At 61.1% G+C, this 10,990-nt stretch carries 11 protein-coding genes; 5 read left to right on the top strand and 6 right to left on the bottom strand.

Annotation, left to right across the window (positions count from 1 at the left end; genetic code table 11):
• Positions 1-91: 91 nt before the first annotated feature.
• Both G9X68_RS21220 and G9X68_RS21215 read right to left on the bottom strand, forming a co-directional pair.
• The gene (locus G9X68_RS21220) at positions 92-856 is read right to left on the bottom strand and encodes a GntR family transcriptional regulator (protein WP_171604111.1); all 765 of its coding nucleotides are present in this window, start codon (positions 854-856) and stop codon (positions 92-94) included.
• Positions 853-1,737: a glucosamine kinase nucleotide-binding domain-containing protein gene (locus tag G9X68_RS21215; protein WP_171604110.1), complete on the bottom strand. Its 885-nt coding sequence runs from the start codon at positions 1,735-1,737 to the stop codon at positions 853-855. The genes G9X68_RS21220 and G9X68_RS21215 overlap by 4 nt, the downstream gene beginning before the upstream one ends.
• 528 nt (positions 1,738-2,265) lie before the next feature.
• Between G9X68_RS21215 and G9X68_RS21210 the strand changes: the two genes are divergently transcribed.
• The 5 genes from G9X68_RS21210 (at position 2,266) to G9X68_RS21190 (ending at position 7,608) form a co-directional block, all read left to right on the top strand.
• Positions 2,266-3,525 (top strand): ABC transporter substrate-binding protein, encoded by a 1,260-nt coding sequence (locus G9X68_RS21210; protein WP_171604109.1) that lies wholly within the window; start codon positions 2,266-2,268, stop codon positions 3,523-3,525.
• A 219-nt stretch (positions 3,526-3,744) separates the two neighbouring features.
• The gene (locus tag G9X68_RS21205) at positions 3,745-4,692 is read left to right on the top strand and encodes a carbohydrate ABC transporter permease (protein ID WP_171604108.1); all 948 of its coding nucleotides are present in this window, start codon (positions 3,745-3,747) and stop codon (positions 4,690-4,692) included.
• A gap of 9 nt (positions 4,693-4,701) precedes the next feature.
• Positions 4,702-5,541 carry a carbohydrate ABC transporter permease gene (locus tag G9X68_RS21200; RefSeq protein ID WP_017961350.1) on the top strand — a complete coding sequence of 280 codons (840 nt, stop codon included), beginning with the start codon at positions 4,702-4,704 and terminating at the stop codon, positions 5,539-5,541.
• Complete coding sequence (locus G9X68_RS21195; RefSeq protein ID WP_171604107.1) at positions 5,538-6,596, top strand: Gfo/Idh/MocA family oxidoreductase; 1,059 nt, start codon at positions 5,538-5,540, stop codon at positions 6,594-6,596. Before G9X68_RS21200 ends, G9X68_RS21195 begins: the two co-directional genes overlap by 4 nt.
• Before the next feature lie 10 nt (positions 6,597-6,606).
• The gene (locus tag G9X68_RS21190; protein WP_171604106.1) at positions 6,607-7,608 is read left to right on the top strand and encodes an ABC transporter ATP-binding protein; all 1,002 of its coding nucleotides are present in this window, start codon (positions 6,607-6,609) and stop codon (positions 7,606-7,608) included.
• Positions 7,609-7,677: 69 nt separating this feature from the next.
• Here the strand turns inward: G9X68_RS21190 and G9X68_RS21185 are convergent, their stop codons facing one another.
• The 4 genes from G9X68_RS21185 to G9X68_RS21170 form a co-directional block, all read right to left on the bottom strand.
• A complete protein-coding gene (locus G9X68_RS21185; RefSeq protein ID WP_171604105.1) occupies positions 7,678-7,983 on the bottom strand; it encodes an NIPSNAP family protein in 306 nt (101 codons plus the stop codon).
• A 193-nt stretch (positions 7,984-8,176) separates the two neighbouring features.
• Complete coding sequence (locus G9X68_RS21180; protein WP_171604104.1) at positions 8,177-9,238, bottom strand: ABC transporter ATP-binding protein; 1,062 nt, start codon at positions 9,236-9,238, stop codon at positions 8,177-8,179.
• A gap of 12 nt (positions 9,239-9,250) precedes the next feature.
• Positions 9,251-10,039 (bottom strand): ABC transporter permease, encoded by a 789-nt coding sequence (locus G9X68_RS21175; protein ID WP_171604103.1) that lies wholly within the window; start codon positions 10,037-10,039, stop codon positions 9,251-9,253.
• Positions 10,036-10,929: an ABC transporter permease gene (locus tag G9X68_RS21170; protein ID WP_064652265.1), complete on the bottom strand. Its 894-nt coding sequence runs from the start codon at positions 10,927-10,929 to the stop codon at positions 10,036-10,038. Before G9X68_RS21170 ends, G9X68_RS21175 begins: the two co-directional genes overlap by 4 nt.
• Between the last annotated feature and the right edge of the window lie 61 nt (positions 10,930-10,990).

Below are 10,990 nucleotides of genomic sequence, written 5' to 3'. Positions count from 1 at the left end.
CGAGGAAGCCGGAAAGTGATTCACTTTCCGGCTTCATGCTTTTGAAAATCAAGAAGATTTTTCTGTTGAATCGGTGATGTCGGCTTTGCGGTCAAGTCACCGCGATCGTCAGCTCCGCGACGAAATCATAGGCGTCGCCGCGATAGAGCGAGCGGGTGAATTCCACGGCGCGGCCGGAGCCGAGATAGGAGATGCGCTCGATCGACAGGCCGGCGGCGCCGACGGAGACGCCGAGAAGCTGGGCGTCGGCTTCCTTCATATTGGTCGCCGAGATGCGCTGCACTGCGCGCACCGGGCGGACCTGGCGGCGTTCGAGTTCGGCATAGAGCGAATTGGTGACGGCGGAGGGATCCGGCAGAAATTCGCCGGAGACGCTGGCATTCTCGATCGCCAGCGGCTGGTCGTCGGCGATGCGCAGGCGGGAGAGGCGCGAAACCTTTACGTCAGCGGCGAGGCCGAGGATCATCATCTCGTCGGGCGAGGGAGTGTGGATGCCCTTATGCAGCCATTCGGAGCGCGAGGACATGCCGCGGCGCGCCATGTCCTCGGTGAAGGAGGTGAGCTGCGACAGGCGCTGCTCGACCTTGGAGACCGGCTTGGCGACGAAGGTGCCCGAGCCGTGGCGGCGCACCAATAGGCCGTCGGCGACGAGTTCGTCGATCGCCTTGCGCACGGTGACCCGGCTGACGGCGGCAAGTTCGGCGATGTCGCGCTCCGGCGGCAGCGCGTCGCCATGGCCGAGCGTGCCGGTGCGCACCGCCTCTTCGAGCGTGCGGCGCAGCTTGACGTAGAGTGGGCCGGTGCCGGCCGCCTGCAGGCGCTCCAGGGACAGGATGGTCGCGAGGTCGTCGGTCATGCCGCACCTCTCTGCGGATCGTTCAGAAGCTTGACCGCCAGTTCCACCGCACCCTGCAGGGCATCCCCCTTCGGCTTGGTAAGCCGTGACCTGTAGCGTTCGGAAAGCCAGGGCTCGTAGGCTCCCGCAAGGCCCCCGAGCAGGCAGATCGACGGGCATTCGGACCAGAGCAGCGCTTCAAGGCTTTCGCCGATCGCCGTTGCCGCATCGGTGACGATGCCGGCGGCAACGACATCGCCCTTGGCGGCATGTGCGAAGACAACAGGCGCATAACGGGCAAAATCCGTCGGTCTTGCCGAATGCGCGAATTCGACGATGCGCTCGGGATCATTGCCATATTCGGTCATGACCGCGTCGGTAATCGACGATGCTGGGCGCACGCCATCATGGGCAAGCAACGATCGCTCCAGGAGGTCGCGGCCGAGGCGGGCGCCGCTTGCCTGATCGCCGACGACGAAGCCCCAGCCGCCGATGCCGTTCAGCCGGCCATCCCTGCGGGCATTATAGACCGAGCCGGTGCCGAAGGCGCCGACGATGCCATCAGCATCGCCGAGCGCGCCCTGCAGGGCGATCAGCGCATCAGTGACGACGCGGCCTTCGGCAAAGGGCAGGGCCTTTTCGATTCGCTGGCCGTAATCCGTGACATTGGCGCCGGCGACACCGACGACTGATACAACAGAGGAGATTGTTTCAGTGGCAATTCCGGCATCGCGCAGCGCCTGCCGGGCGGATTCGACGATATTGAGAAGAGAGTTCTCCAGATCGGACAGGATGTTGGCCGGGCCTGATTTGCCACGGCCGACGATATTGCCGTTTCTGTCCGCGACCGCGGCCCGGCAGCTCGTTCCGCCGCCATCTATGCCGATTGCAAGCTCCGTCATCGGACCTCCGAATACGCCGTTCCCACTTGTTTTGAATACAATACCAAAAAAATACCATTTACCAAGTGGGAATGGTTGAGAAAATTCATCTTTTTATCGTATTGATTTTACTTGATAAAATTTTTTAATGAATTTTTGACAGCCCAAAAGTTAAATTCGGCTGGACAATTGGTATTTTTTTGGCCTTAATTCGACAAAAGGGAACAGCGTTTCGAAGCCCACGAAACCGGCAATAAAGCCAAAGCCGGAACCGCTTCGGGAATGATTGCCAGAATGCCACCGGCCTGTCGGGCCGGCGTTGGAATTCAGGCATCTATCGGCTTTCCCATCATTTCGGCGCGTCCGGTGCAGGTCACCGGCAAGGCGCACAGTCCGGCCGCAGGCGATTCGCCTTTGCGTCCATCGAGCTTTCGGGGCCGGCAGTCGCTGGCGGCCCTCCAAGGGGCGTTGGGTGTTGCCTCAGGCACCCCAATTGCTTGTTTCAGATCGAGATCGGCGCCTTCAGGCGCTTTAAAACAGGAGAGGGAAATGAAAAACACTGCTCTGAAAAGCCTGCTGCTTGCCTCCAGTCTGCTGAGTTCAGCGGGTCTCGTCCATGCCGCCGACGTCACGCTGACGGTCGAAAGCTGGCGTAACGACGACCTGCAGATCTGGCAGGAAAAGATCATCCCGGCCTTCGAAGCGAAGAACCCGGGCATCAAGATCGTCTTCTCGCCGACCGCGCCGACCGAATACAATGCCTCGCTGAACGCCAAGCTCGATGCCGGCTCCGCAGGCGATATCATCACCTGCCGTCCGTTCGACGCCTCGCTCGAACTTTTCAACAAGAAGCAGCTCGTCGATCTCACCAGCCTGCCGGGCATGGAGAACTTTTCGCCCGTCGCCAAGGCCGCCTGGACGACCGACGACGGCAAGTCCACCTTCTGCGTGCCCATGGCTTCGGTCATCCACGGTTTCATCTACAACAAGGATGCCTTCGACAAGCTTGGCATAGCCGTGCCGAAGACGCAGGACGAGTTCTACGCAGCGCTCGACAAGATCAAGGCCGACGGCACCTATATTCCGCTCGCCATGGGCACGAAGGACCTCTGGGAAGCCGCCACCATGGGCTACCAGAACATCGGCCCGAATTACTGGAAGGGTGAAGAGGGCCGCGAGGCCCTGATCGCCGGCAAGCAGAAGCTGACCGACCCCGAATGGGTCAAGCCCTTCGAAGAGCTCGCCAAGTGGAAGCCTTATCTCGGCGACGGATTCGAAGCGCAAACCTACTCCGACAGCCAGAACCTCTTCACGCTCGGTCGCGCCGCCATCTATCCGGCCGGTTCGTGGGAAATCGCTCTGTTCAATACCCAGGCTCAGTTCAAGATGGGCGCCTTCCCGCCGCCGGTTCCGAAGGCTGGCGACACGGGCTACATCTCCGACCATCCGGACATCGGTGTTGCCCTGAACGCAAAGAGCACGCATGCCGAGGAAGCCAAGAAGTTCCTCAGCTGGGTCGCTTCGCCGGAGTTCGCCGATATCTACGCCAACTCGTTGCCAGGCTTCTTCAGCCTGAACTCCACCCCGGTCAAAATGTCCGATTCGCTCGCTCAAGAATTCGTTTCCTGGCGCGGCCCGTACAAGTCGACGGTGCGCTCGACCTACCAGATCCTGTCGCGCGGCACCCCGAACCTCGAAAACGAGACCTGGGTCGAATCGGCCAACGTCATCAACGGCACGGATACGCCGGCGGTTGCTGCCGAGAAGCTCCAGAAGGGCCTCGACAGCTGGTACAAGCCGGCCAAGTGATGTGATCGAGGGGCGGCGTCTGCTGCCCCTCATCCGGCCTGCCGACCACCTTCTCCCCGCTTGCGGGGAGAAGGAGACTCGCAGCGACCTCCCAGCCCGATATGGCATCTCAGCAGGGCGTGTTCCCTCTCTTCCCAGGTGGCAGAGAGTTAGGGTGAGGCGCAACGTTTTCCACCTGAGCTGCGCCATGCGGCCAGTCGACAAGAACAGGCAAAAGCCATGAGCGAAACCGACAACGCGGCTGATATCGTCCCGATCAAGCGCCCGGTGCGCTGGCACATTTTCGTCTTCATGCTGCCGGCCCTGATCGTCTATTCCGCAGTCATGGTGCTGCCGCTCATCGAAACGCTCCGGTTGTCGCTCTACAATACGGTCGACGGGCAGCCGGCCTTCGTCGGACTGGCGAATTTCAAGGTGCTGTTCGGCGATGCGCGCTGGGCGCGCGATTTCTGGAATGCCCTTGTCAACAACCTGATCTTCTTTGCCATCCACATGTGCGTGCAGAACCCGATCGGCGTGGCGCTGGCCGCCCTGCTTTCGGTGCCGAAGCTGCGTGGCGTCGCCTTCTACCGCACAGCGATGTTTCTGCCGACGCTCCTGTCCTTCGTCATCGTCGGCTTCATCTGGAAGCTCATCCTTTCGCCGATCTGGGGCGTGGCGCCCTGGATGCTCGATCTCATCGGCTTGAAATTCCTGTTCGCACCCTGGCTCGGCCAGTCCGGCCCGGCGCTGATTGCGGTGTCGCTGATCTCCAACTGGCAATATATCGGCATTCCGATGATGCTGATCTATGCGGCCCTTCTGAGCATCCCCGAGGAAGTGATCGAGGCGGCCGAATGCGACGGCATTACCGGCTGGGCTCAATTCTGGAAGATCAAGCTGCCGCTTATCCTGCCGGCGATCGGCATTATCTCGATCCTGACCTTCGTCGGCAATTTCAACGCCTTCGACCTGATCTACACCGTGCAGGGGGCGCTTGCCGGACCTGACATGTCGACAGACATTCTCGGCACGCTGCTCTACCGCACTTTCTTCGGTTTCCAGCTTCAGCTCGGCGACCGCTCGATGGGGGCGACGATCGCCACAGTGATGTTCCTCATCATCCTCGCCGGCGTCTCGCTTTATCTCTTCGTCATCCAGCGGCGCATGCGTCGCTATCAGTTCTGAGGAGCGCGCATGTCCAAGGCACGCACATCTCCCATCCGCACCGGCCTCGTGCATCTGGCGCTGAGCGCCTATACGCTGGTCGCGCTGTTTCCGGTGTTTCTGACCATCGTCAACTCGTTCAAGGACCGCGCTTCGATCTTCCGCGAGCCATTGATGATCCCGACGCCGTCGACCTTCAGCCTCGTCGGCTATCAGACGGTGCTGGGACAGGGCGATTTCGCCACTTATTTCCAGAACAGCTTCATCGTCACGATCGTCTCGATCCTGCTGGTGCTGCTCTTCGGCGCCATGGCGGCCTTTGCGCTTTCCGAATACCGTTTCCGCGGCAATATGCTGCTCGGGCTCTACATGGCGATCGGCATCATGATCCCCATCCGTCTCGGCACTGTGGCGATCTTGCAAGGCATGGTGGCGGCCGGCCTCGTCAATACGCTGACGGCGCTGATCCTCGTCTATACCGCGCAGGGCATACCGCTGGCGATCTTCATCCTGTCGGAATTCATGCGCACGGTTTCGGACGATCTGAAGAATGCCGGGCGCATCGACGGGCTTTCCGAATATGCGATCTTCTTCCGCCTGGTGCTACCGCTGGTGCGCCCCGCCATGGCGACGGTCGCCGTCTTCACCATGATCCCGATCTGGAACGATCTCTGGTTCCCGCTGATCCTGGCGCCTTCGGAGGCCACCAAGACGGTCACGCTCGGCTCGCAGATCTTCATCGGCCAATTCGTCACCAACTGGAATGCGGTGCTGGCGGCGCTGTCGCTGGCGATCCTACCGATCCTCGTCCTCTACGTCATCTTCTCGCGGCAGCTGATCCGCGGCATCACGTCAGGAGCCGTCAAGTGACCGAAAAACCGATCCGCGTGCTCGTTGCCGGCCTCGGCAATATGGGCCGCAGCCATACGCTCGCCTATCACAATAATCCCGGCTTCGAGATCGTCGGTCTCGTCAACCGCTCGACGCCAGAGCTGGCGGCCGAGCTGCAGGGCTACACGATCCATCCCGACTTCGCGACGGCGCTGGCCGAGCTGAAGCCGGACCTCTGCTCGATCAACACCTATTCCGACAGCCATGCCGATTATGCCGTCGCCGCCTTCGAGGCCGGCTGCGATGTCTTCGTGGAAAAGCCGCTGGCAACCACCGTCGCCGACGCAGAGCGCGTCGTCGCGGCGGCCAGGAAGGCGGGGCGCAAGCTGGTGATCGGTTATATCCTTCGCCATCACCCTTCCTGGATGAAGCTGATCGAAGAGGCGCGCAAGCTCGGCCCGCCTTACGTCTTCCGCATGAACCTCAACCAGCAGTCCAGCGGCCCGACCTGGGCGACGCACAAGTCGCTGATGCGCACGACCTCGCCGATCGTTGATTGCGGCGTGCATTATGTCGACGTCATGTGCCAGATCACCGACGCGAGAGCCGTCGAGGTGCGCGGCATGGGGCTGCGCATGTCCGACGAGATCGCCGCCGACATGTATAATTACGGTCACCTGCAAGTGCTGTTCGAGGACGGCTCCGTCGGCTGGTACGAGGCGGGCTGGGGACCGATGATCTCGGAGACCGCCTTCTTTGTGAAGGATGTGATGTCGCCGAAGGGCGCGGTGTCGATCGTCATGGATCCGAACGCCAAGTCCGACGATATCGACACGCACACCAAGACCTCGGTGATCCGTCTGCACACTGCCGAGACCGGCCCGGACGGAAAGTTCATCCGGCCTGACCAGGACATGACGATGGCGGGTGAGCCCGGTCATCAGGCGCTCTGCGACCTGGAACAGGCCTTCATGCTGAGGGCGATCCGCGAGGATCTGAACCTCGATCGCCATATGGCGGATGCGGTGGCGTCGCTGCGCATCTGCCTTGCCGCCGACGAGAGCGTGCGCACCGGCCAGCCGGTCAGATTATAAGGAAAGACCCGTGGGATCGCTTCAACTCAAATCCATCCGCAAGACCTATGGCACGCATGAGGTGCTGAAAGGCATCGACCTCGAGGTCAAGGACGGCGAATTCGTCATCTTCGTCGGGCCGTCGGGCTGCGGGAAATCGACGCTGCTGCGCAGCATCGCTGGCCTTGAAGACGTCACGTCAGGCGCCGTCGTCATCAATGGCCGCGATGAGACGCTGACGCCGCCGGCCAAGCGCGGCATCGCCATGGTGTTCCAGTCCTACGCGCTCTATCCGCATCTGACGGTCAAGGACAATATGGGGCTCGGTCTCAAGCAGGCCGGCACCGCCAAGGACGAGATCGAAAAGCGCGTCGCCAAAGCATCCGGCATGCTCTCGCTGGAACCCTATCTGGGGCGGCGGCCGGCAGAGCTCTCCGGCGGCCAGCGCCAGCGCGTCGCCATCGGCCGCGCCATCGTGCGCGAACCGGAGCTCTTCCTGTTCGACGAACCGCTGTCGAACCTCGATGCGGCGCTGCGCGTCCAGACCCGCCTCGAAATCGCCCGGCTGCACCGGAGCCTGAAGGCAACGATGATCTATGTCACCCACGACCAGGTGGAGGCGATGACGCTTGCCGACAAGATCGTGGTGCTGAATGCCGGCGCGATCGAACAGATCGGTTCGCCGATGGAACTCTACAAACGACCGGCCAATGTTTTCGTCGCCGGTTTCATCGGCTCGCCGCAGATGAATTTCATCGCGGCCGAGAAGGTCGGCGATCACAGCGCCAAGACGATCGGAGTGCGTCCCGAACATTTGACTCTGTCGCGCGAACACGGGACTTGGGCTGCGAAGGTCGTCCATGTCGAGCATCTCGGCGCCGACACGATCATCTATCTGGAATCCGATCAGTGCGGCCTGCTGACCGCGCGTCTTTTCGGCGAGCACCAGTATGAGCCGGACGAGATCGTCTATGCGACGCCGGACCAGGGGCACGTGCATCGTTTCGATGTAGACGACCAGGCGATCCGCTGAGCGCATGATAGAACGAAAAAGCCCCGTGTTGCGGGGCTTTTCACTTCCCGTCGACGTGCAAGAGTTCGATCAGCCGAGCACGGGCCGCATGAAGCTACGTTCATAGCTGACGATACTGCGGTTGCGTTTGTCGAGTTCGAAAGCGGCCTGACATTCCGGATCGCTCGCCATGCGCGTGCGATAGTCCTCGTAGGCGGCAAGGCTCGGGAAGGAAAACAAGGCAACGGCAATGTTGTTGGCGCCTTCGGATGGCAGGAAATAACCGTGATGGATGCCGCCCATCCTATTGACGATCGGAATCCAGAGCCGGGCATATTCCTCGAATTCGGCAAGCTTGTACGGATCGATCATATAACGCAGGTGGCAGGTAATCATTGACATATCCAATCGCGTAAATGCTGGCGGACGTCTGCCTGGCAGGTTTGGTTTGCTCACCTTCTGGCATCGCGTCGAGAGAGTTCAAGTGCTTTGTGGTGATGGCTGCATCACGTTTGCTGACGTGTCGGCCGGCCTGAAATGGAGAAGGCGCCGTTTCGCGGCGCCTTTTGCGTGAACGGTATCGGCGAAATCAGTCGCGGATGATCAGCAGGTCGGCTGCCATGAAGCGCAGCGTCACCGTTTCGCCGGCCTGCGGCGGGGTGATGCCCGGGCTGTTGAACATGTCGAAGGAGATGACGTTGCCGCCGACATTCATACGGGTGCGGATGACAGAACCCAGGAAGTGAGCCGAGACGACCTGGCCGGTTAGCGCCGTATCGCTTTTGACGTTGTCGGAGAGGGAGCCGGCTTCCGGACGCAGCGCCAGCGAGATGGTTTCGCCAGCCTTGTGAGCGGCGACCGACTGCTTCAGCGTGATATTCTGATCGCCGATTTGGATGAGGTTGCTGTCGGGATCCACGACCTTGGCTTCGATCAGGTTCAGCGTGCCGACGAAGGAGGCGACGAAGCGCGTCGCCGGCGTGTTGTAGATCTCGAAGGGCGAACCGATCTGGTCGGCCTTGCCGGCATTCATGACGACGATGCGGTCGGAGATTGACAGGGCCTCTTCCTGATCATGGGTGACGAAGACCGTGGTGATGCCGAGCTGCTGCTGGATCTGGCGGATTTCCTCGCGCAGCGATACGCGGATCTTGGCGTCGAGTGCGGAGAGCGGTTCGTCGAGCAGCAGCACCTGCGGCTTGACGGCAAGCGCGCGGGCAAGGGCGACACGCTGCTGCTGGCCGCCCGACAGTTGATAGGGGAAGCGGTCGGCCAGATGATCGAGCTTGATCAGGCCAAGCATTTCCTTGACGCGGGCGTCGATCTCAGTCTTCGGGGCGCCGGCGACCTTGAGGCCGAAGGCGACATTGTCGTGCACGGTCATATTGGGGAACAGCGCGTAGGCCTGGAAGACCATGCCGATATTGCGCTGGTTCGGCTTCAGCGAGCTCTGATCTTTGCCATTGATGGTCAGCGTGCCGCCGGTCGGCGTTTCGAAGCCGGCGATCATGCGCAGGACGGTCGTCTTGCCGCAGCCCGACGGGCCGAGAAAGGAGATGAACTCACCCTTTTCGATCGTCATGTTGAAGTTCTTGACGACCTGCACCGGGCCGAAGGATTTCTGAATGTTGGTCAGTGTGAGAAAGGACATGAGCCAGTTACCTTAAGCCTTTGCCGGGCGGGCTTTGCCGACGCGGGAAACGAGGTTGAGCAGGCCCATGCTGAGCCAGGTGATCGAGAAGGCGATGACGGCGAGCGCCGAAGGCTCATAGGCCTTGTTGGCACCGACGAGCTGCAGGTAGGGACCGAAGGCCGGACGGTTGAGCAGCGCGGCGAAGGTGAATTCACCCATGACGATCGCGAGCGTGATAAAGGCGCCTGAGAGCACGCCACTCATGACGTTGGGGAAAATGCACTTGAACATGATGGTCGTCCAGCTGGCACCGAGACTTTCGGCTGCCTCCGTCAGGGTGCGGACGTCGATGGCGCGCATTGCGGTATCGACGGCGCGGTACATGTAGGGCAGGGACAGGGTGATATAGGAGAAGACCAGCAGGATGTTGGTGCCGGTCGTTGAACCCGTCAGCGGCAGGTAAGAGGACGAATTGTACATCCTGAGGTAACCGAAGACGATGACGATCGCCGGAATGACAAGCGGCAGCAGCGTGATGAATTCGACGACGGGGCGCATCTGCGGCAGGCGCAGCCGCACCCAATATGCCGTTGGCACGACGAGCAGCATGCCGAAGACGATGGTGAGCAGAGCCATCAGCATGGAATAGCCGAACGTCTCGCGGAACTGAATGTCTGAAAAGACCGACTCATAGGCATCGAGGCTGTATTCGCCGCGGCGCATGCGCAGCGAAAACTCGATTGTGCCGATCAGCGGGATGATAAAGTAGGACGCGCCGAGAATGATGGCGATCCAGGCTCCGAGACGTTGAGCTTTCATTTCTGCCACCGTTCGGCGCGCATGCGCAGCAGGAGGTAAAGGACGTTGGAGACGCCGGTTATCACGATCATGCCGAGCGCGATGGCGTAACCGAGGTTGGCATTATGCAGAACGTCGCCGCGGATCTGCGCATAAAGCAGGATCGGCACGATGTTCAGCGAACTGCCGGTCAGCGCAAAGGCTGTAGCGATAGCGCCGAAGGCATTGGCGAAGAGCAGCAGCGTCGTGCCGAGCAGGCTCGGCCAGAGGATCGGCAGCGCGACCATCGTCCAGTACTGACGGTTGGTGGCGCCGAGAATCTGCGAGGCTTCGCGCCATTCTTTCTTCATGCCGTCGAGGGCCGGCGTCAGGATCAGCACCATCAGCGGGATCTGGAAATACATGTAGGTGATGGTGAGGCCGAAGAAGGACAGCAGGTTGAAGCCGGTGCCGTAGAGATTGAAGCCGAACCATTCGCGCAGGAAGATCGTCACAAGGCCGGTGCGGCCGAGCGTTGCGAGGAAGGCGAAGGCGAGCGGCACGCCGGCGAAATTCGAGGCGACGCCGGAGAAGGTCAGCAGTGTCGAGCGCACGGAGGCGGGCAGGCCGCCGAGCACGACGGCCCAGGCAAGGAAAAAGCCGATCAACGCGCCGCCGAGGGCGGAGGCGACCGAGACGCGGATACTGATCCAGTAAGCGCTCATGATCGATGGCGTAAAAAGATCGCCGATATTCTTCAGCGTGAAATCGCCCTCGGGCGTCAGGAACGCGCCCACCACGAGATAAAGCGTAGGGATGATCAGGAATAGCAGGGAGAAAATAATGAAGGGTGCGATGCCCAGCCAGTCGATCACGCGGTCTTTGTTGATCAAGGGGGCACTGCTCGCCATCGGCGTTGAAACGGTGCTCATGGAAAAGCTCATCCTGGGGCGTCGGAGTGAGAAAACCTCCCCGCCTTGGCGGGCGGGGAGG

Origin of the sequence: Rhizobium changzhiense, assembly GCF_013087625.1 — a bacterium.
Classification (GTDB): domain Bacteria; phylum Pseudomonadota; class Alphaproteobacteria; order Rhizobiales; family Rhizobiaceae; genus Rhizobium; species Rhizobium sophorae.
This window is presented reverse-complemented; position numbering and strand designations above follow the sequence as displayed.

Coding starts and splice junctions, on each gene's coding strand:
- G9X68_RS21220 (WP_171604111.1), bottom strand. CDS start 856: ATGACCGACGACCTCGCGACCATCCTGTCCCTGGAGCGCCTGCAGGCG.
- G9X68_RS21215 (WP_171604110.1), bottom strand. CDS start 1,737: ATGACGGAGCTTGCAATCGGCATAGATGGCGGCGGAACGAGCTGCCGG.
- G9X68_RS21210 (WP_171604109.1), top strand. CDS start 2,266: ATGAAAAACACTGCTCTGAAAAGCCTGCTGCTTGCCTCCAGTCTGCTG.
- G9X68_RS21205 (WP_171604108.1), top strand. CDS start 3,745: ATGAGCGAAACCGACAACGCGGCTGATATCGTCCCGATCAAGCGCCCG.
- G9X68_RS21200 (WP_017961350.1), top strand. CDS start 4,702: ATGTCCAAGGCACGCACATCTCCCATCCGCACCGGCCTCGTGCATCTG.
- G9X68_RS21185 (WP_171604105.1), bottom strand. CDS start 7,983: ATGATTACCTGCCACCTGCGTTATATGATCGATCCGTACAAGCTTGCC.
- G9X68_RS21180 (WP_171604104.1), bottom strand. CDS start 9,238: ATGTCCTTTCTCACACTGACCAACATTCAGAAATCCTTCGGCCCGGTG.
- G9X68_RS21175 (WP_171604103.1), bottom strand. CDS start 10,039: ATGAAAGCTCAACGTCTCGGAGCCTGGATCGCCATCATTCTCGGCGCG.
- G9X68_RS21170 (WP_064652265.1), bottom strand. CDS start 10,929: ATGAGCACCGTTTCAACGCCGATGGCGAGCAGTGCCCCCTTGATCAAC.